The organism is Flavobacterium rakeshii (genome assembly GCF_009741375.1).
GTDB classification, from domain to species: Bacteria; Bacteroidota; Bacteroidia; order Flavobacteriales; family Flavobacteriaceae; genus Flavobacterium; species Flavobacterium rakeshii.
In genome coordinates this window covers 45,808-64,561 of the sequence record NZ_WOWP01000026.1, presented here as the reverse complement: position 1 = coordinate 64,561, position 18,754 = coordinate 45,808, and the positions used below count along the sequence as shown (strand labels likewise).

Genomic DNA, 18,754 nt, shown 5'->3' with positions numbered 1-18,754 from the left:
GAGCGTATCTCCGGACAGGGATATGGTGAGAGCGAGCCTAAAGTAGACTGTAAAGAAAACTGTACTGAAGAGCAACACGCTCAAAACAGACGATCGGAGTTTATTATTGTAAAAAAGAATTAGCGTAAATATTAATTAAATAAAAATTGCCCATGAATAAATAGAATCATAGAATTTAGTAGTTTGTTAAAAATCCCTGCAAAGCTGGGATTTTTTGTTTCATAGTGTGTTTTGATTTTCTTAACTTTGTTATATGAAGGATAAGATTGTACGTAGTGTTTCGGGATTTAATAATGAATTAAAGCTGAAAGGTTTTAATGTGTTTCGTATTGAACAGGACGATAGTGCCACAAAAATATACAGTCGTAAGGATTTTTATAAAATCTGTTTAACTACCGGTAGAAGTAAGATTCATTATTCTGACAGGAGTTTTGAAACCGATGACACAATTTTATTTTTTGGAAATCCTCATATTCCATATTCATGGGAAACCTTATCTACTACTTATGTAGGTTATACCTGTTTATTCTCGGAAGAATTTATTAAACCTTTAGAGCGTTCAGAAAGTATATTGCAGTCACCTTTATTTAAATTGGGAGGTACACCTGTATTAAAAATAAGCTCTGAACAGAGGGAGTTTCTCAATAGTATTTTTATAAAAATGCTTGAAGAGCAAAAAACTGACTATTCCTTTAAAGATGATCTTATAAGGAATTATATCCATCTTATTTTGCATGAAGCTATGAAAATAGAACCTTCGGTTAATTTCGATCAGCATAAAAATGCTACATCTCGTTTAACATCTGTCTTTTTTGAGCTTTTAGAACGTCAATTTCCAATTGAAACTCCTGATATGCCTTTAAAGTTAAGGACCCCTCAACATTATGCTGATGTATTATCTGTTCATGTAAATTACTTAAATAGAGCTGTTAAAGAGATAACAGGTAAACCTACTTCGGTTCATATTTCCGAACGTATTGTGACAGAAGCAAAAGCTTTACTTCAACATACTAATTGGAATATTCGTGAAGTTGGATATGCCTTAGGGTTTGAATATCCTACTTACTTCAATAATTTTTTTAAAAAGCAAACCGGAACAAACCCTAAAACTATTCGTTTAGAACAGGTTTGAATAGTTTAATTTTTAATTTGATTATCATTACCGGAATCATATGGAGTACCTATAATTTTGTGATATTTAATAAATCGAAAATATGGGATATACTACAGGTAATGAAACCGGAAATTCAATTACAATTTTTGATCGTTTACTTAAAGGGGAATCAGTGCCTATAAATGATCCGGAGTATAAACATATATTTGAACAGGTTGAGATTACTTTTTCTCTTTTATCAAAACTTAATAATACTACTGCAAAGTCAGATATTCGTTTACTTCTTGAAGAAATAACAGGAAAGCATATTGATTCTTCTACAACATTATTTCCTCCTTTTCATACCAATTTTGGTAAACATATAGTATTAGGTAAAAACGTATTTATTAACCATGCCTGCAGTTTTCTGGACTTGGGAGGGATTGTTATTGAAGATAATGTAATGATTGGGCCAAGAGTAACCATAACTTCAGAGAATCATCCGTTACCTTACGCCAAACGTAATGTAATGGTCCCGGCTAAAGTCATCATTAAAAATAATGTATGGATAGGCGCGGCAGCTACAATTTTACCCGGAGTTACAATTGGTGAGAACTCTGTTATTGCAGCCGGAGCTGTTGTAAATAAAAATGTCCAGCCAAACACTTTAGTAGGAGGAGTTCCTGCTAAAATTATTAAAGATATTCCTTTGGAATAATGTTTTAAGCATCAGGTTAATTCTTAATAAACAGTTAAATAACATCTGGCTTAAAAAAAGGCATTGGTAACTGTAAAAGTTTGATAATGTTACTTTTTGGTTTGTATAATATAATTTTTTCTGATACTAGCTTAGTAAATTTGTGTGAAAATCAATTAGTTATGTTTTTTAAAGAAAGATTTTACTTTGTAAATACTTAATTATGATCAAAAAAGTAATATGTGTAGTAGCTTTAATTTCTACTGCTGTGGCCTGCAACAATAAGCCGAAGGAAAACCCTATAGTACAGAAAGATAACACAATAGAAAAGACAGATTTTATTTTTCCTCAGGGAGAGAAAGGTTCACCTGATTTTTTTACGGGAAATGCCTATAACTATGGACTTGTTCCTATGGACTCAACTTATACCACACTTGTAGGGAATGTATATTTTGAGCCTGGAGCGAGAAGTAACTGGCATACACATCCGGGAGGGCAAATATTAATAATTACAGATGGTATAGGTTATCATCAAATAGAAGGGCAGCCTGTTGAAGTAATGCATAAAGGTGATGTTGTAAAGTGTCCGCCTAATGTTAGACACTGGCACGGAGCAAGTAAAGATAGTGATTTACAACAAATGTATATAGTACCTAATACCGAGAAAGGTATTGTGGAATGGATGGAAGCAGTTACTGATGAACAATATAATAATGTGAAAAACTAACTTTATGGAAGAAACGAATAAAAATCAGGAAGGAAAACACACCAGAAGATCTTTTTTACAACGTTCGGCAATGGCTGGAGCGGGAGTAATGCTTGGTAGCAAAATGGAAGCTTTTGCAGCCGATAATGTAAATAATAATTTAGATTTAACTGATATGACAGATTTTACTAAAAATATTAAAACAAAGGGATATGCTGCTACTGATGAATCAGGAAAGCTGAGTCCGTTTGAATTTGAACGCAGACCAGTAGGTGATGATGATATTTTAATAGATATCAAATTTGCAAGTATATGTCACTCCGATATACATCAGGAAAAAGGACATTGGGGAAAACAGGTTTACCCTCAGGTTCCCGGTCATGAAATAGTTGGGATTGTAGCTGCTGTAGGAAAAAATGTTACCAAATTTAAAGTTGGAGACAGGGCAGGTGTAGGTTGTATGGTAGACAGTTGTATGGAGTGTAACAGTTGTACGCATGGTGAAGAACACCTTTGTGATAAAGGACAAACTGTATTTACTTATGGCTATCCTTCACAGGCAGAGCCTACAGGTATTACTCAAGGAGGTTATTCTAATAAAATAGTTGTAAGAGATCATTTTGCGGTACATATACCTCAGCACATAAGCTTTGAAGAGGCTGTGCCGTTACTTTGTGCCGGTATTACAACTTATTCTCCTTTAATGAGAGCACAGTTTAAAGTTGGCGATAAAGTAGGAGTTGCCGGTATTGGTGGTTTAGGACATTTAGCTGTTAAGCTTGCTGTGTCTAAAGGAGCTGAAGTATATGCATTCACAACATCACCAGATAAAGTAGCCGACATTAAATCATTCGGTGCTAAGGAAGTGATAGTTGTAGATAAAGATTTTAAAAATCTGCAGGCTTACAGAAAAAAACTGGACTACATGATTTCTACAATTCCATACCAGTTTAATGTAGCTCCATATGTATCGTGTGTAAAACCTTTCGGTACATTTACTTTTGTAGGTATGCCAGAAGGGTTTAATATTAATGTTAGTAACATTGCCCTTGCCAGCTCACGTGTAAACTTTAACTCTTCTTTAATTGGAGGTATTCCTGAAACACAAGAGGTAGTACATTATTGTGCAGACAATGGTGTTCGCCCCCAAATTCAGGTTATTAAAGCAAATCAAATCAATGATGCCTGGGATAAAGTTGTAAATAAAGAAGCCCGCTATCGCTATGTAATCGATGCGGCAACATTTTAATAGATTCTTTTATACTAACGCAGACTTTATGTCTGCGTTAATTTTTTAACAATAATAAATAAGATATATGGAAATTATAAAAAACGGAGTTATGGCCTCTGTAAAAGGGCCAGATGAATGGTTTAGCGGAGAAGTTAGAATTGATCCTTTATTTGGACAAAAAGAAAATATAACAAAAGGTGCTGGAGCATTAGTAACCTTTGAACCCGGAGCAAGAACCGCCTGGCATACTCACCCTGCAGGGCAAACTTTAATTGTACAATCGGGTTTAGGATGGGTACAAAGAGAAGGAGGTCCAATAGAGGAAATACGTCCCGGAGATGTGGTATGGTTTGCTCCAAACGAAAAACACTGGCACGGAGCTTCTCCTAACAAAGCAATGAGTCATATTGCTATACAGGAAGAAGTAAACGGAGAGGTTGTAACCTGGATGGAAAAAGTATCTAACGAACAATACACTAAGTAATATGCCTCATTTTCAAATTAAGCTTTTAGAAGGGAAAACCGAAGAGCAGAAACAAAAACTGGCGGAAGAAGTTGTTAAGGCAGCTCAGGGTGTTATAGGGTTTGGTGAAGAATCCTATTCGGTAACAATTGAAGACTTTTCTCTTGAAGAATGGAAAAACAAAGTATACCCGGTAGACATTAAAAAAAGAACAGATATTCTGTACAAGGCTCCGGGGTACGAAATGTAGAAATTGAAAAGAATTGATTTTATTTAGAGTTTTAATATTCAGTTATATAGGTAAAAAGTTAAGTAAATATGGTAACTCATTAAGTATTTGATTAACCGAACTTTGTACTATCAAATTGATATAGTAAAAACTTTGAAATTAAAATAAAATAATTATGAGTAATACAGAAAAAACAGAGCAATATACTTTTAACCTAAGTGATAAGGTTACTCGTAATAAAGTATCTTTTAAAAACAGATATGGAATTACATTAACAGGTGATTTTTATTTACCAAAAGAAAAAGGAAACGAACTTTTGCCGGGATTAGCAATTAGTGGTCCGTTTGGAGCAGTTAAAGAACAAGCTTCAGGTTTTTATGCTAATGTTATGGCACAAAATGGTTTTGCTGTTTTAGCTTTTGACCCTTCTTACACAGGTGAAAGCGGTGGTGAGCCCCGTAATGTAGCTTCTCCCGACATTAATACTGAGGATTTTAGTGCTGCTATAGATTTTCTTGGTTTACAGGAAAATGTTAACAGAGATAAACTGGGTATAATAGGTATTTGTGGCTTTGGTGGTTTTGCCCTTAATGCTACAGCAGCAGATAAAAGAGTAAAAGCTGTTGCTACAACCAGTATGTATGACATGTCCAGGGTTAATGCAAAAGGCTACTTTGATTCAACAACACCAGAGCAGCGCACCCAAATGTTGGAACAAATGAGTTTACAACGTTGGGAAGATGCCAAAAACGGAACACCGGCTTTGGCTCCTCAGGGATTACCTAGTGAAATTAAAGGTGATGAGCCGGAATTTGTAAAAGGCTATTTTGACTATTATAAAACTGACAGAGGTTTTCATCCACGTTCTATAAACTCTAATAGTTCATGGACGGTAACTACGCCACTATCATTAATGAATATGCCTATTTTAACGTATATTAATGAAATTTCTCCAAGGTCAACACTTTTAATAGCAGGTGAAAATGCACACTCTTTATACTTTAGTCAGGATGCTTACAAAGCAGCCGCTGAGCCAAAAGAATTAATGATTATCCCTGATGCAGTGCATACAGATTTATATGACGGTGGAAGTAAAGATTATATACCATTTGATAAACTGGTAACATTCTTTAATGATAACCTGTAATCTTTAAGTAAGAATTTATTGAGTGGCAACCCTTAGGTTGCCACTTGTTTTTTATTTTATTCTTTGTGAAGAAAAGCCTGTCTATCACGAAGTGTTTCTTCACTTTCTCTATGTTCCGGATCATCCACACAACAGTCTACCGGACATACCAGCTGACATTGCGGTTCATCATGAAAACCTTTACATTCGGTACATTTACCGGGTACTATATAATAAATATCGTCAGATAGTGCTTCCTGAAAACTTTCTGCATCTATAGTTACACCATCCTGTAATGTAGTTTTTCCTTTTAATGTAGTACCATCTTTATAGCGCCAGTCGTCAGCTCCCTCATAAATCGCTGTGTTAGGACATTCTGGTTCACATGCTCCACAATTTATACAGTCATCAGTTATTTTTATAGCCATTTTATAATTGAATTTAAATAAAAATTACTCACTCGCTATTTCAATATAAAGCCCGTTCATCTCATTTGTTAACGGAATTTGGCAAGCTAGTCTACTGTTTGCAGTAGTAGTCATTACTTCAGATAGTAATGCTGTTTCGGCATCATTCTTTTGAGGTATTCCTATTATATCATTAAGTATATAACAATGACAGGTAGCACACATTGCCATACCTCCGCAAACAGCTTCCATAGGCAGTTCATAGGCAACACACATGTCTTTTAGCGTAAATCCCATATCAGTAGGGCAGTGCAGTATATGATGTTTGCCTTTTAAATCCTTAACAGTGATTATGATTTCATTTTTCATCAGTCAAAATAATTAATCAATACTGGCTACTACTTGTTTTTCGGCTTCTTTTCGGGTTCCGTCAAAACCATCAATACCACTTACGGTTGTGTATTTTAATACAAATTTTTTATTGGGGTTTAAACGCTGATAAATACTTTGGCATGCCATTGCAGCTTCATGGAAACCACATAAAATAAGCTTCATTTTGTGTGGATAAGTATTAATATCACCTACAGCATATATGCCCGGGATATTAGTACTATAATCAGTCGAATTATCTACTTTTACTGCATTGCGCTCTATTTCAAGTCCCCAGTTAGCTATTGGTCCTAACCTTGGCACTAAGCCAAACAGAGGTATAAAATAGTCTGTTTTTATGGTTTTTGTTTCTCCTTCATGTTCTACTGAAACTGCTTCAAGAGTTTCATTTCCATGTAACTGTGTTACTTCGGCAGGAGTTATAAGGTTTATTTTCCCTTTTTGCTTTAATAACCTTACTTTTTCTACTGAGTCAAGAGCACCACGAAACTCATTCCTTCTGTGTATAAGTGTAAGTGATGATGTTATTTCAGACAAATGTATTGCCCAGTCCAGAGCCGAATCTCCACCTCCGGCGATTACAACATTTTTACCGGTGTAATCTTCAGGATTTTTTACAAAATAGTTTACACCTTTTTCTTCAAAACTACTTATTTCGTCAATTAAAGGTTTTTTAGGTTCAAAACTTCCTAAACCACCGGCAATAACTATTGCTTTTGCTCTATGAACAGTACCTTTGTTTGTGGTGACTTCAAAAAGATTCTCTTCAATCTTAGTAAGGTTTATAGCATACTCGTTAAGAGTAAATCCAGGTTTAAACTGCTTGATTTGTTCATATAGATTATCAATTAGCCCACCAGCTAAAACACTTGGGAAGCCAGGTATATCGAATATTGGTTTTTTGGGGTATAATTCTGATAACTGTCCGCCTATTTGTGGGAGAGCGTCTATAATATGACAGCGCATTTTAAGAAGTCCGGCCTCAAACACAGTAAAAAGTCCTGCTGGCCCTGCGCCAATAATTAAAATATCTGTTTCAATCATGATTTTAATTTAGTAAGAATATATTTTTTATACATGAGCGCTTTTATACGGGTAGGGATAAAAGAGGTATTGACAGGCCTGAAGCCATCACTCGGGTTTTGCTACGATGTACTAACGCTTCCCAAAAACCATATTGCCTGGGCATCATTATTAATATATCTGCCTGTATGTTTTGTATTTCTTTTTTTATGGTTTCAATTACAGTATTGGAGCGAACATTTTTATAATAGTAATTAATACCTTCCAGATAGGTGTCGGTATTATTGAACGATTCATTAGGGGTAGTATTAGCTTCCAGCTCGTTAAGTTCTTCTTCGATGCTTAAAATCTCCACCTCGGCACCTAAATTCTGAGCTGTTTTTTTAATGCGTTTTAAAATTGAAGGAGGAACAAGAAGAGGTGTATCACAGGCAAAAAGTATTTTTTTTACTTCGTTAAATTCAACTCCTCCGGGTACAGCAAATACAGGTATCTTTATATTTTTTATTACTGACGAGGTGGTGTTGCCTAATAAGTCCTGTTCAAGACTTTTACGAGCCATTCCCATTACCAGTAACGTAGCACGATATTTTTTTATTAAAAAGGCCAACTGGTCCTCAAAACCTGAGAAAGAACATTCTGCCACAACTTCTATATCATGTAGCTTACTAAGTGACTGAGCCCTTTTTTCTAATTTGTGATAGGTGTTATTTATAAGCTTTTCGAATGATGTAACGGGTAAAATAGTATTAGAGACATGTAGGGGTAGGGTGTACGAATGGTATAGGATAAGTTTACTGCCGGTAATTTTGGCTATTATCCCTGCGTAATTAACCGAATTTTCTGCAATTTCAGAAAAATCAGTACAGGCAACTATGGTCATAAGATTTTAATTTAGGTGATATTTCACCAGAAGTTTGGGGGGTATTGCTAATCACGATAGCTTGTTAACCAACGGATTTGAGGCTACCGTTTTAGTAGCTGCAATTTGAACCAAAAGATCCAGTTTATTTTTATAGGTTTGTGATATTTGATATGAATTACCTTCGGTAAAAAGTAAATTTCGGGTTATGGGAACATTAAACGGAAGCGGCCATGCACGTAATGATTTAGCGATTGCATCCATGGTATTTATTCCCTGCATCGCCTGTACACCATCGGCCCAACATATTAAGCCTATGGTTTTATCTGTCAAGTATGGAGGATTACTTTTTGAGCTAATTTCCAGCCAGTCAATACAGTTTTTCATTACACCCGGTATACTACCGTGATATAAAGGAGCTAGCCAAAAATGTATATCGGCCTCTCTAAAAAGGCTGTTCATTATCTCAGCTCCTTTAGGAGTTCGTGTTAAAGTGATATCAAACAAGGGTATCCCACTTTCATCAAGATTAAATACAGTGCTTTCTATACCATATTCTTTTAGTTTTTCTTCAAGATATAAGGAAATTGTACCCGACGTTGATTGTGATCTCCTTTCCAGAGCTCCGTTAAATATAAGTGCTTTCATTGATACTGTTTTTATATAAAAGATTGCTTATTGTTGTTTGTAAATTACTTTAGGCATACCTATTTCACCATACATTAGGGTTTTAACAATAGGTTTTAATAAAGAAGCGGCAGCCATGTATAAAGCTGGTGGTACTTCCTCCCGGGCTCTTACAACAACTTTTTGATTGTTATATGAGGAAAGATCTGTCTTACTGAGATTTTCTTTCCATAAATCAACAATGATTGACTCTTTGTCCTTAAAGTCGATATAAGTAGCTACCCCATCAAACTTTTCTGCTAACGACATATAAACCCATTGAGGAATAATAGCATCAACAGAACATATAAAGGCAATAGCTTTACCCTGATAGTGAGTAAGGTCCATTTGAGAAAGTAAAGCCCTGAATTCCTTTTCTTTTACTATTAAGTTCATATAAAGCAAATTCTTTATATCAAACTCAGTTACGATTATGGAGGGTTTGTAATCAATCAGGTCCAGGGCTATAATACCCGATGCCTCTACTTTATTGATAAAAATATTTTTTGTCATTTATGATAGGGCTAAGGGTGAAAAACACAATTTTTATATTATTTAATTTTAGCAAGAGCTTCTTCGTAGTTTCTTTCAACAGCTTCCCAATCTAATACAGACCAAAATGCATCAAGATAATCAGCTCTTTTGTTTCTGTATTTAAGGTAATAGGCGTGCTCCCAAACATCAACCCCCAGTATTGGTAGGCCTCTGTCGGTTAATTGTGTATCCATTAAAGGATTATCCTGATTTGCAGTAGCAGTAATAGCTATTGTGCCGTTATACTTTACATATAACCATGCCCAGCCAGATCCAAATTGGGTTACCCCAGCTTTATTTATTTCTTCTTTAAGTTTGTCAAGACTGCCAAAAGTTGAATTGATTTCATCTGCCAGTTTTCCTGTTGGTTCTGTTTTAGCTGACGGAGATAATATTTTCCAAAATAATGAGTGATTATAATGTCCGCCTCCGTTATTGCGTATTGCCGGACTCAGCTTACTTACCTGTGGCATTATTTGCTCCAGTCTTTGGTTTGTTTCTATTGCCTTGTTAAGATTGTCCACATATGCCTGATGGTGACGTTGATGGTGAATTGTCATTGTCTCTTCATCAAAATGAGGCTCTAAAGCATTATATGCATATGGTAATGTAGGTAATTCAAATTTATTCATGATATATAGTATTACGTTTTGTATGAGCAAAATTATAAGATTGATTTTAATAAAACAACTAAAAAGTTGTTTTATTTTTTAATTATTTTATTCCGTAACTTTCATGTTAATGACTATATCTACATAATATAGAAGTTAATAATGATTTTGTATATTTGTAGTTTATATATATAAAACAACTTTTTGTTGCTAAATGAAAAAGACTCCGTCAGATAAAATATTGATGTTATTAAAGATGCGTGGGCAGGTAACGGCACAAAGCATTGCAGAAGAATTGAGTATTACTAAAGAAGGAGCAAGGAAACACCTTGTTAATCTTGCTGGTGATAACTTAATTAAATCTACTGCTGTGAGTGAAGGAGTAGGGCGACCTTCTACTTATTATTCATTAACAGATAAGGGATTGTCTAATTTCCCTGATACTCATGCCGAAATCACAGTACAGTTATTACAGTCTATAAAAAAGCTGCTTGGTGAAAATGCTCTCGATTTATTAATAAACGATAGGGAGGCTAATGTTTACAGTAAATATGAAAAGGCTACCCAAAAAACAAACTCTATAGAGGAAAAACTTTCTGTTGTAGTTAAAAAAAGAACAGAGGAAGGGTATATGGCAGAATGGAAGAAAGAGGGTAAAGATTATTTGCTAATTGAGAATCATTGTCCTATTTGTGCTGCTGCCACTCAATGTCAGGGTTTTTGTAAATCAGAATTAAAAAATTTCCAACAGTTATTTGGAGAAAAGTTTTCTGTTGAAAGAAAACAACATATTGTAAGTGGAGGTGACAGATGTACTTATCTGATTAAGGAAATATAGTGAAAGAGGTAGATGTAGCATGAACATTAAAAAAATTGATTTAAAAGGTTTTATTCAAAAACCATCAGATAAGAACCTTTCATTTAGGGTTTTTGAGTTTAATTCTTCTTCTTTAAAAGAGTATTCAGTACCCCATAAAAAAGATCATTTCTGTATATTTATTATAGAAAAAGGTAAAACTACTTTACATATAGAAGAAAAGGTTCACTTTTTAAAAGCTGGTAAAGTAGCAATTGTTTTCCCAGATCAGGTTCAGTATATAAGTGATACCAGTGATGACCTTGCCGGTAAAATAATACTTTTTGAAGAAGTATTGTTTTGTTCTGATATATTAAAAAATGAACTTAGTTCCTACAATGTTAATCTTTCGCAGTTGCTTAACTGTATATTACTTACTGAAGATGAGTTTAAAAGTAACCTGAATTTAATTGCACAAATTCAGGATATTTATAATTATCCAAGCCTTATTAAAAAAGAACAGGCTCGTTTTTACATCAAGATAATGCTTTTGGGGTTAATAGAGGCGGTTCATGGTCAGCAGCCATTAATGCATAATGAGGTCGATAAACAAATATATATTCGTTTTAAAAAGCTTTTAAACAGTCAATATAAAAAGCAAAGAACGGTTCAGTATTATGCTGATTCATTATCAATTACTACAAAAAAATTAAATAATATAACCAAAAAGCATTGTGGAGAAACGGCAATAAATGCTATTCATAACCGTATATTAACCGAGATAAAGCGTCAGTTGTTATTTTCAGATTATTCACATAAAGAAATTGCTTTTGATTTAGGTTTTAGCTCCCCTTCTGCATTGAATAAATTTGTGAAAGCAAAACTAAGCGAAACTCCTACTGAGCTACAACAGGGATTGGCGCAAATTTATAACGCGTAGTCCTGTTTGTATACTATGCTCTTATAGCCGTAATATACCTTTGCTTCATATTTAAAAATCAATTTTATTATGAGCAAATTATTTATTGCAGGAGAGGTGTTTCATGGTGCAGGAAGTCTTTCTGAATTAAAAAACATAAAAGGTACCAAAGCTGTAATAGTTACAGGCGGACAGTCAATGAAAAAGAATGGTACTTTAGAAAAAGCAGTTGCCTTTTTAAAAGAAGCCGGAGTTGAATCAAGAATATTTGATGGTGTTGAAGAAGACCCGTCATCTGCAACCTGTTTAAAAGGTGCTGAAGTAATGAAAAAATTTCAGCCAGACTGGATTGTAGGTGTAGGAGGCTGTTCTGCTATAGATGCCGCAAAAACCATGTGGATATTTTATGAATATCCAAATATTGAATTTGACAGTCTTATCAAACCATTTAGTGTACCAACATTAAGAAATAAAGCTAAGTTTATCGCTATACCATCTACAAGCGGTACAGGTACAGAAACTACCGGGCTTGCTGTAATAACTGATAGGGATAAAGGTGTTAAGTATCCTATAGTATCTTATGAGCTTACTCCGGATATTGCTATAGTAGACGGTGAAATTTGCGCTTCTATGCCGGCACATGTTACTTCAAACACCGGTTTAGATGCTTTAACAAACTGCGTGGAGGCATTTGTATCTAATATAGATGATAATTATGCAGATGTACTTGCAAAAGGCGGACTTGAAATAGTATTTAATAACCTTGAAGAAGCGGTTAATAACCCCGATAATATTAAAGCACGTCAAAACATGCACGATGCATCTTTTATGGCCGGATTAGCATTTAATAATGCATGGTTAGGAATTGTACACTCTTTATCTCACCAGGTAGGGGCATTGTATGGTATACCTCATGGTTGTGCTAATGCTATTTTCCTTCCAAACGTTATTAGGTTTAATGCAGCTGCTACAAATAAATATCCGCTAATAGCAAAAGCTATAGGTTTAGAAACGGCTGAAGAGCTTGCACAGGCAATTGAAGGTTTAAGGAAAAATGTAAATAACATTTCATCAATAAGTGAGTTTGGTATTACAAGAGAGAATTGGGAAAAGAACTTGGATTACATTGCAAACAACGCTTTAATAGATCCTTGTACCGGCTTTAACCCTAGAGTTCCGAGTGTAGAAGATTTAAAAGAAATTTACAACGCTTGTTACGAGGGAATTGTTTATGCACAAACAGAGGTTTTAAAGTAATACTTTAATTCTTACTATTAAAAAGCCGGGCTTAGCCCGGCTTTTCTGTTTAAATCTATTTCATTTTTTGGTTATTATTACTACTAATAAACATTTCGTTTTTCTGTTCGGTTATAATTTCAATAAACCTTTCGTAATGTTTTAATACATCAGAGATTAATTCATTTTTTGTAAACAGTCTAACATCATATCCTTCACGGGCATCTCCAAAGTATGCATAAGGATAAAAGGTTTTGTTTTCATCTATATCAGGTAAGTTATCTTCATTAATAAGATATTCAGAAACACTTCTTGATTTGTTTTCTACACCATAAATAAAGTTATTTACTATATCATAGTGAATTTCAATTTCAACTCTCTTTGGATTTTCATACTCATTTATTTTGGTTTCAATCTCATTGCTGTTAAACTCCTCCTGTAGCTCAATGAACGCACGTTTTACTTTTGTTTCTATAAAATCATCGACAGTGTTTTTATCATTAAATGAGATAATTTGCTTTAGGCGCTCTTTCCAAAACTCCCCAGACCAGGAAACAGTTGATACCGAAAATTCCCGATCATAATAATTACGATCTATTGTTAGTGCTTTAGTAAGGCTTATCATAAACAATATTATAATAACCGAAAAAGGTAATGCAGTTATTAATGTCATGCTTTGTAAAGCCTTTAATCCTCCGGCATTTAGTAGGAAAAGCGATAACACTGCAAGCAGGCATCCCCATAATACAGTTTGCCATTTTGGAGAAATTTTTGCGTTTTTTGTAGCGATGCTGTTCATTACAAATATTCCCGAGTCGGCAGAGGTTACAAAGAATATGATTATAATAGCAATGACTAAAAAACTCACAATAGCAGGGAAGGGCAGGTATTCTAAAAAGCGAAACATTAATGCGTCAGGATTATCGGCAAGTCTGCTAAGAGCTCCTTTGGCATTATGTAAATCAAACCATATGGCACTGTTGCCAAAAACCGACATCCAGATAAAGTTGAATAGAGTAGGAAGGATAAGTACAGCAGAAATAAACTCCCTTATTGTTCGCCCTTTTGAAATTTTAGCAATAAATAAGCCAACATAAGGTGACCATGATATCCACCATGCCCAGTATAAAATTGTCCAATTGTAAAACCAAGGCAGTGTTTCCTCTTCATAAACATGAGTACTAAAGGTTAGATTAAAAAAGTTATTAATGTAGTTACCTATACCTTCGGTAAAGCTACCTAATAGGTATACGGTTGGTCCTAATAACAAAACAAACAGTAAAAGAATAATTACACTAATTATATTGATATTACTTAATAGTTTTACTCCTTTATTAACTCCGGCAACAGCAGAGATAATAGAAATAGTAACCAGTATACTTACAATTAGAATTTGATTGGTAAAACTATTATCTGATACTATATTTAATGTTTGCAGTCCTGAGTTAATTTGTACCACACCAAACCCTAATGTTGTAGTGATACCGAAAAAAGTACTGCATAGAGCAAAAATATCAATGGCATTACCCAGTTTTCCGTTTATCTTGTTTTTTAGTAAAGGATAAAAACAACTTCTTAGAGATAAAGGCAACCTGTACCTGTAAGCAAAATAGGAGAGCGATAAGCCAACTATTCCATATATTGCCCATGCATGTATGCCCCAATGGAAAAAAGTGTATAACTGAGCGTTTTTTGCCCTGTTAATATAATGGCTTCCTGAAAATATTTCGTTAGAATAATGTTGCATTGGCTCGGCTACACTAAAATACATTAGTCCTATCCCCATACCTGCAGCAAAAAGCATTGAAATCCAAGAGAAAAAACTATACTCAGGTTTACTGTCATTTTTTCCCAATTTAATATTACCATATTTACTGAACATTAAGTAAACAAGGAAAATTACAAATATGGTAACTGCCCAAACATATACCCAGTTAAGATTAACAAATATGAAACCTTTTATAACGTTTAAAGCATTTTCAGTTAGTTGAGGGTAAATAGCAGATAGTAGCGTTATAAAAATTATAAAAAGTAAACTGGGGAGAGTAACACCTTTATTAAATGTGGTTCTAAGCCTGGGGAGTTTTATCATGGGGTGATTCGTTTTTTTTGGAAAGAATAAATTAATAATTTTAAATGTAATAATCAAGAATAAAATTTGCTATTACTGATTGGGAACGATGCACCCCCTATGGAAGGACTAGATTAAAAACAAAAAACCTCAAAGTTAAACTTTGAGGTTTTGATTTAAGTTTCATTTGAAACTTTTGCGGAGAAAGAGGGATTCGAACCCCCGGACCTGTTACAGTCAACGGTTTTCAAGACCGCCGCATTCGACCGCTCTGCCATTTCTCCAGTATGTCGCTCTCATTCCCTGATTGCGGTGCAAATATAGAAAGCTTTTCCGGTTTTCAAAAACATTTCAGGTAAAAAAAATAAAAAAAAATCGCATTATTTTTTAAGCCTTTCATTTCCTTTGAGTTAAGAAAAAAATATTTTTCTTAATATTCAACATACTCGCTTATTTCTAAGCCATAGCCTATCATACCTACACGTTTTGTTTGTGCAGAGTTAGTTAGTAATCGTATTTTTGAGATATCAATATCATGTAAAATTTGTGCACCGATACCAAAATCCTTCACGTCCATCTTAACCTGAGGAGCTTTATTTACACCTTGTGACTGCAATTCTTTTAATTCTTTAATACGATTTAAAAGTTCAGATGGTTGGACTTCCTGGTTAATAAACAAAATAGCGCCTTTTCCTTCCTTGTTAATACGTTTAAACATATTATCAAGCTTTCTGTCGGCATCGTTTGTTAAAGTGCCTAAAATGTCGTTATTTACCTGTGTAGAGTTTATTCTTGTAAGTACAGGTTCACCTTTATTCCAACTACCTTTAGTTAAAGCTATATGTACTTGCTTATTTGTTGTTTGAAGATAGGCTCTTAATCTATAGGTTCCAAAACGGGTTTCAACCTCAAAATCCTCTTTTTTCTGGATAAGGCTATCATGCTGCATTCTGTAAGCAACAAGATCTTCAATAGAAACCAGTTTAAGGTCAAATTTTTGAGCTACTTCATATAATTCAGGCAGTCGGGCCATAGAACCGTCTTCCTTCATTATTTCGCAAATAACACCAGCCGGACTAAATCCTGCAAGCCTCGCAAAGTCAATAGCAGCCTCTGTATGACCTGTTCTCCTTAATACGCCACCTTCTTTAGCTATAAGAGGGAAAATGTGCCCGGGACGACCTAAATCATACGGTTTTGTTTCCGGCTTTATTAATGCCTCAACAGTTTTGGCTCTGTCGTGTGCAGATATACCTGTTGTAACACCATTACCTTTTAAGTCTATAGATACTGTAAAAGCAGTTTCCATACTGTCGGTATTATTAGTTACCATAGCATGAAGATTAAGCTCCTTACAGCGTTTTTCGGTTAGGGGAGTACATATAAGGCCTCTACCGTGTGTTGCCATAAAGTTTATCATTTCGGGAGTAACTTTATCGGCAGCAGCTAAGAAATCGCCTTCATTTTCTCTGTCTTCATCATCTACAACAATAATTACTTTACCGTTGCGAATATCTTCTATAGCTTCTTCTATAGTATTTAGTTTTATATTTTCGGCAGACATTTTATTCTTCGTTTGATTTTAACTTAAATAATTTTTGAAAAGGTTTAGTTATTTGATGGATTATAGAATCCATATTTATCATACCAATATCATTGGTAGCTCTGTAAGTAAGTAATATGGCTAGCGGAGTCAATACAAAAGATGACATCCAGGAACCTAAAAACGGAGGTATACCGTTTTCCTGAGCCAGTTTTTTACCAAATGTATTTATAAAGTGGAAAATTATAAATATGATAACGGCAAAAACAATAGGAAGACCAATTCCTCCTTTACGGATAATTGCACCAAGTGGAGCACCAATAAAAAACATTAATATACAGGCATAGGCAATAACAAACTTTTCAAAGAAAGCCAGCCAGTGGTTATTTATGTTTTTCATTCTTTCATTTTGAGCAGCTTTACTGTTTTTAATTATGGTGATGTTGCTCGTGGTATTATTTGTAGCAATATCCAGTATTCTTTGTTTTTTTGAAGTTGTAAGTAAGCTCAATAAGTTACTTTTATCTTTTTTAAGCGTATCTCTTTCTTTTTCAAGATTGCTCAAATCTCTTTCAGAAGTGCTTATTTCACGTGAAAGTGTGTTTGTAGTCCGCTTTACTATATTGTCGTGAATTGATTGTGTTTCTTTAGTATAGCTGTTTTGAAGAGAATCAAGAGTGTAATTCAGTTCACTGATATTAAGCATGCTGTTTGTTTGTGAAATTTGCTCTTCGTCCATGTTGTTTTTATTAAGCATGGAAAGATCAATATTCATTACTTGCTTGCTGAAAGTACTTTTTGCAAAAGGCATTTTTTTCTCATCCTTTATGTTTTTAGTTTTCAGTTCTTCGTAGTAATACCCGTCAAACAATTCTAATTGAAGCAGGTTAGATGATTCAGTACTTGTAAGTAAACCCCTTTCGGCTTTGATTATCGTAGCATATTCTTCGCCTTTTTTTCTTTTATGAATAGTGACGCCTGTTAACTGTTCGCCTTTTTCACCATCCTTTTTATTAACTTTAATATTAAAGTCATCGCCAATAGCATTAAACTGACCGGCAGCAATAGCCATTGCAGGTTGTCTTTGGATAATATTTTTTCTTAGGTTAACAAACTTATATTCTGCCTTTGGAATAACATTGTTAGCAAAAATAAATGCCACAATACTAAGAGAAATGATAAAAATGGTAAGTCCTCTCATGGCACGCCCTAATGAAATACCGGACGATTTCATGGCAGCAAACTCATAATTCTCGGCAAAACTACCAAAAGTCATTATACTCGCCAGCAATATGGATAGGGGGAGTACAAGCGGAATCATTTTTGGAGAATAAAACAAAAGGAATTTTATTACCAGCCAAACACCAAGATCTTTCCCGGCTAATTCGGCAATAAACAGCCAAACACCCTGTAATATAAATATAAAGAACAGGATTATAAATACAGTGGCAAATGTCGTTATAAACGATTTGAGGATATAGCGGTCTAAAATTTTCACCGGAAAAACTAGTCTAATCTATTAATATAATAATTAGGATATTTACTCTCGGTAAAGGTAAAATGATTTTTTGACAATGGCTGATTAGTTTTAAAAGAATTTATGGTAAATGTAGTTTTACCGCCATCGTCGTCTACCTCAATAAGGTTGTAAATATGTTTTGTTTGGATATCAATACCTATAAGTATCTCTTTAACATTGTCTTTTGCCTCAGTAGGTTTTAGTTTAACGTATTGTATTTTACGCCCTTTTACGTTTTGTAGTATATCCCAAGAGTATTTGTATCCTGAAGTAAAAAATGTAAGCATTTTTGACGGAGTAAGATCATCTTTTTTCTCACTATCGTAGCTTGAAATTGTTATTTCTTCATCTTCAGGAACAATGTTATATATTTTTTTACCGTCAAAAATACGGGTAATTCCCATAAAGTTTAAAATATACAAATCTCCCTGCATACAAACATTTCCTTTTGTTTCCTGGTTTAGGTTACTGTTTGGATTAGTATAACTGTACTTAAAATCAAAAACGATATTATCGTATCCTTTAATTTTAGAAGATACGTCATCCAGCAATTGTTTTGCTTTTTGAGAGTTTTGTGCGCTAAGTGAAAAGGTGATAAAAAATACTATTATTACCCTGATTAATTTGTACAT

General features: G+C 34.3%; 21 protein-coding genes and 1 tRNA gene. 10 read left to right on the top strand and 12 right to left on the bottom strand.

The features are described from left to right. Positions 1-253: 253 nt before the first annotated feature. The 7 genes from GN157_RS08975 (at position 254) to GN157_RS08945 (ending at position 5,566) form a co-directional block, all read left to right on the top strand. On the top strand, positions 254-1,132 hold the full coding sequence (locus tag GN157_RS08975; protein ID WP_157483083.1) for a helix-turn-helix domain-containing protein: 879 nt from the start codon (positions 254-256) through the stop codon (positions 1,130-1,132). Between the two features lie 82 nt (positions 1,133-1,214). Beyond that, positions 1,215-1,811, top strand: a complete 597-nt coding sequence (locus tag GN157_RS08970) for a DapH/DapD/GlmU-related protein (RefSeq protein WP_157483082.1) — start codon at positions 1,215-1,217, stop codon at positions 1,809-1,811. Between the two features lie 202 nt (positions 1,812-2,013). After that, the gene (locus GN157_RS08965) at positions 2,014-2,517 is read left to right on the top strand and encodes a cupin domain-containing protein (RefSeq protein ID WP_157483081.1); all 504 of its coding nucleotides are present in this window, start codon (positions 2,014-2,016) and stop codon (positions 2,515-2,517) included. Positions 2,518-2,521: 4 nt separating this feature from the next. Beyond that, entirely contained in the window at positions 2,522-3,745 is a 1,224-nt protein-coding gene (locus GN157_RS08960) for an NAD(P)-dependent alcohol dehydrogenase (RefSeq protein ID WP_157483080.1), read from the top strand. A 67-nt stretch (positions 3,746-3,812) separates the two neighbouring features. Next, on the top strand, positions 3,813-4,211 hold the full coding sequence (locus tag GN157_RS08955; RefSeq protein ID WP_157483079.1) for a (R)-mandelonitrile lyase: 399 nt from the start codon (positions 3,813-3,815) through the stop codon (positions 4,209-4,211). Between the two features lies 1 nt (position 4,212). Continuing rightward, positions 4,213-4,440 carry a tautomerase family protein gene (locus GN157_RS08950; protein ID WP_157483078.1) on the top strand — a complete coding sequence of 76 codons (228 nt, stop codon included), beginning with the start codon at positions 4,213-4,215 and terminating at the stop codon, positions 4,438-4,440. A gap of 154 nt (positions 4,441-4,594) precedes the next feature. Then, positions 4,595-5,566 carry an alpha/beta hydrolase gene (locus tag GN157_RS08945; RefSeq protein ID WP_157483077.1) on the top strand — a complete coding sequence of 324 codons (972 nt, stop codon included), beginning with the start codon at positions 4,595-4,597 and terminating at the stop codon, positions 5,564-5,566. A 56-nt stretch (positions 5,567-5,622) separates the two neighbouring features. Here the strand turns inward: GN157_RS08945 and GN157_RS08940 are convergent, their stop codons facing one another. Genes GN157_RS08940 through GN157_RS08910 form a run of 7 tightly spaced genes read right to left on the bottom strand, consistent with a single transcriptional unit; the run spans position 5,623 to position 10,059 of the window. After that, positions 5,623-5,973, bottom strand: a complete 351-nt coding sequence (locus tag GN157_RS08940; protein ID WP_157483076.1) for a 4Fe-4S dicluster domain-containing protein — start codon at positions 5,971-5,973, stop codon at positions 5,623-5,625. Positions 5,974-5,997: 24 nt separating this feature from the next. After that, positions 5,998-6,321 carry a 2Fe-2S iron-sulfur cluster-binding protein gene (locus GN157_RS08935; RefSeq protein ID WP_157483075.1) on the bottom strand — a complete coding sequence of 108 codons (324 nt, stop codon included), beginning with the start codon at positions 6,319-6,321 and terminating at the stop codon, positions 5,998-6,000. Between the two features lie 12 nt (positions 6,322-6,333). Continuing rightward, the gene (locus tag GN157_RS08930) at positions 6,334-7,386 is read right to left on the bottom strand and encodes an NAD(P)/FAD-dependent oxidoreductase (RefSeq protein ID WP_157483074.1); all 1,053 of its coding nucleotides are present in this window, start codon (positions 7,384-7,386) and stop codon (positions 6,334-6,336) included. A gap of 43 nt (positions 7,387-7,429) precedes the next feature. Continuing rightward, positions 7,430-8,248 carry a universal stress protein gene (locus tag GN157_RS08925; protein WP_157483073.1) on the bottom strand — a complete coding sequence of 273 codons (819 nt, stop codon included), beginning with the start codon at positions 8,246-8,248 and terminating at the stop codon, positions 7,430-7,432. A gap of 51 nt (positions 8,249-8,299) precedes the next feature. Further along, positions 8,300-8,875 carry an NADPH-dependent FMN reductase gene (locus GN157_RS08920; RefSeq protein ID WP_157483072.1) on the bottom strand — a complete coding sequence of 192 codons (576 nt, stop codon included), beginning with the start codon at positions 8,873-8,875 and terminating at the stop codon, positions 8,300-8,302. A 27-nt stretch (positions 8,876-8,902) separates the two neighbouring features. Continuing rightward, positions 8,903-9,406: a DUF2480 family protein gene (locus GN157_RS08915; protein WP_157483071.1), complete on the bottom strand. Its 504-nt coding sequence runs from the start codon at positions 9,404-9,406 to the stop codon at positions 8,903-8,905. 38 nt (positions 9,407-9,444) lie between these two features. Next, positions 9,445-10,059 carry a superoxide dismutase gene (locus tag GN157_RS08910; protein WP_157483070.1) on the bottom strand — a complete coding sequence of 205 codons (615 nt, stop codon included), beginning with the start codon at positions 10,057-10,059 and terminating at the stop codon, positions 9,445-9,447. 193 nt (positions 10,060-10,252) lie between these two features. On the opposite strand from GN157_RS08910, the gene GN157_RS08905 reads away from it, so the two are divergent. The 3 genes from GN157_RS08905 to GN157_RS08895 all read left to right on the top strand — a co-directional run bounded on the left by GN157_RS08905 (position 10,253) and on the right by GN157_RS08895 (position 13,010). Next, entirely contained in the window at positions 10,253-10,876 is a 624-nt protein-coding gene (locus tag GN157_RS08905; protein ID WP_157483069.1) for a helix-turn-helix transcriptional regulator, read from the top strand. Positions 10,877-10,895: 19 nt separating this feature from the next. Continuing rightward, positions 10,896-11,774 (top strand): AraC family transcriptional regulator, encoded by an 879-nt coding sequence (locus tag GN157_RS08900; RefSeq protein ID WP_157483067.1) that lies wholly within the window; start codon positions 10,896-10,898, stop codon positions 11,772-11,774. A 69-nt stretch (positions 11,775-11,843) separates the two neighbouring features. After that, positions 11,844-13,010, top strand: coding sequence for an iron-containing alcohol dehydrogenase (locus GN157_RS08895; protein ID WP_157483065.1), 1,167 nt, complete (start codon positions 11,844-11,846; stop codon positions 13,008-13,010). Positions 13,011-13,065: 55 nt separating this feature from the next. Here the strand turns inward: GN157_RS08895 and GN157_RS08890 are convergent, their stop codons facing one another. The 5 genes from GN157_RS08890 to GN157_RS08870 form a co-directional block, all read right to left on the bottom strand. Beyond that, positions 13,066-15,081, bottom strand: a complete 2,016-nt coding sequence (locus tag GN157_RS08890) for a BCCT family transporter (RefSeq protein ID WP_157483063.1) — start codon at positions 15,079-15,081, stop codon at positions 13,066-13,068. A gap of 178 nt (positions 15,082-15,259) precedes the next feature. After that, positions 15,260-15,344 (bottom strand) — tRNA-Ser (locus tag GN157_RS08885). Between the two features lie 146 nt (positions 15,345-15,490). After that, entirely contained in the window at positions 15,491-16,624 is a 1,134-nt protein-coding gene (gene ribB, locus GN157_RS08880; protein WP_157483061.1) for a 3,4-dihydroxy-2-butanone-4-phosphate synthase, read from the bottom strand. A gap of 1 nt (position 16,625) precedes the next feature. Next, positions 16,626-18,101, bottom strand: a complete 1,476-nt coding sequence (locus GN157_RS08875) for an LptF/LptG family permease (protein ID WP_317163531.1) — start codon at positions 18,099-18,101, stop codon at positions 16,626-16,628. Positions 18,102-18,109: 8 nt separating this feature from the next. Continuing rightward, on the bottom strand, positions 18,110-18,754 hold the full coding sequence (locus GN157_RS08870) for a LolA family protein (protein WP_231749101.1): 645 nt from the start codon (positions 18,752-18,754) through the stop codon (positions 18,110-18,112).

Bases quoted from the DNA above. Each gene is read 5' to 3' on its own strand.
- GN157_RS08975 (WP_157483083.1), top strand. From the start codon at position 254: ATGAAGGATAAGATTGTACGTAGTGTTTCGGGATTTAATAATGAATTA.
- GN157_RS08970 (WP_157483082.1), top strand. From the start codon at position 1,215: ATGGGATATACTACAGGTAATGAAACCGGAAATTCAATTACAATTTTT.
- GN157_RS08965 (WP_157483081.1), top strand. From the start codon at position 2,014: ATGATCAAAAAAGTAATATGTGTAGTAGCTTTAATTTCTACTGCTGTG.
- GN157_RS08960 (WP_157483080.1), top strand. From the start codon at position 2,522: ATGGAAGAAACGAATAAAAATCAGGAAGGAAAACACACCAGAAGATCT.
- GN157_RS08955 (WP_157483079.1), top strand. From the start codon at position 3,813: ATGGAAATTATAAAAAACGGAGTTATGGCCTCTGTAAAAGGGCCAGAT.
- GN157_RS08950 (WP_157483078.1), top strand. From the start codon at position 4,213: ATGCCTCATTTTCAAATTAAGCTTTTAGAAGGGAAAACCGAAGAGCAG.
- GN157_RS08945 (WP_157483077.1), top strand. From the start codon at position 4,595: ATGAGTAATACAGAAAAAACAGAGCAATATACTTTTAACCTAAGTGAT.
- GN157_RS08940 (WP_157483076.1), bottom strand. From the start codon at position 5,973: ATGGCTATAAAAATAACTGATGACTGTATAAATTGTGGAGCATGTGAA.
- GN157_RS08935 (WP_157483075.1), bottom strand. From the start codon at position 6,321: ATGAAAAATGAAATCATAATCACTGTTAAGGATTTAAAAGGCAAACAT.
- GN157_RS08930 (WP_157483074.1), bottom strand. From the start codon at position 7,386: ATGATTGAAACAGATATTTTAATTATTGGCGCAGGGCCAGCAGGACTT.
- GN157_RS08925 (WP_157483073.1), bottom strand. From the start codon at position 8,248: ATGACCATAGTTGCCTGTACTGATTTTTCTGAAATTGCAGAAAATTCG.
- GN157_RS08920 (WP_157483072.1), bottom strand. From the start codon at position 8,875: ATGAAAGCACTTATATTTAACGGAGCTCTGGAAAGGAGATCACAATCA.
- GN157_RS08915 (WP_157483071.1), bottom strand. From the start codon at position 9,406: ATGACAAAAAATATTTTTATCAATAAAGTAGAGGCATCGGGTATTATA.
- GN157_RS08910 (WP_157483070.1), bottom strand. From the start codon at position 10,059: ATGAATAAATTTGAATTACCTACATTACCATATGCATATAATGCTTTA.
- GN157_RS08905 (WP_157483069.1), top strand. From the start codon at position 10,253: ATGAAAAAGACTCCGTCAGATAAAATATTGATGTTATTAAAGATGCGT.
- GN157_RS08900 (WP_157483067.1), top strand. From the start codon at position 10,896: ATGAACATTAAAAAAATTGATTTAAAAGGTTTTATTCAAAAACCATCA.
- GN157_RS08895 (WP_157483065.1), top strand. From the start codon at position 11,844: ATGAGCAAATTATTTATTGCAGGAGAGGTGTTTCATGGTGCAGGAAGT.
- GN157_RS08890 (WP_157483063.1), bottom strand. From the start codon at position 15,081: ATGATAAAACTCCCCAGGCTTAGAACCACATTTAATAAAGGTGTTACT.
- ribB (WP_157483061.1), bottom strand. From the start codon at position 16,624: ATGTCTGCCGAAAATATAAAACTAAATACTATAGAAGAAGCTATAGAA.
- GN157_RS08870 (WP_231749101.1), bottom strand. From the start codon at position 18,754: ATGTACAAATTAATCAGGGTAATAATAGTATTTTTTATCACCTTTTCA.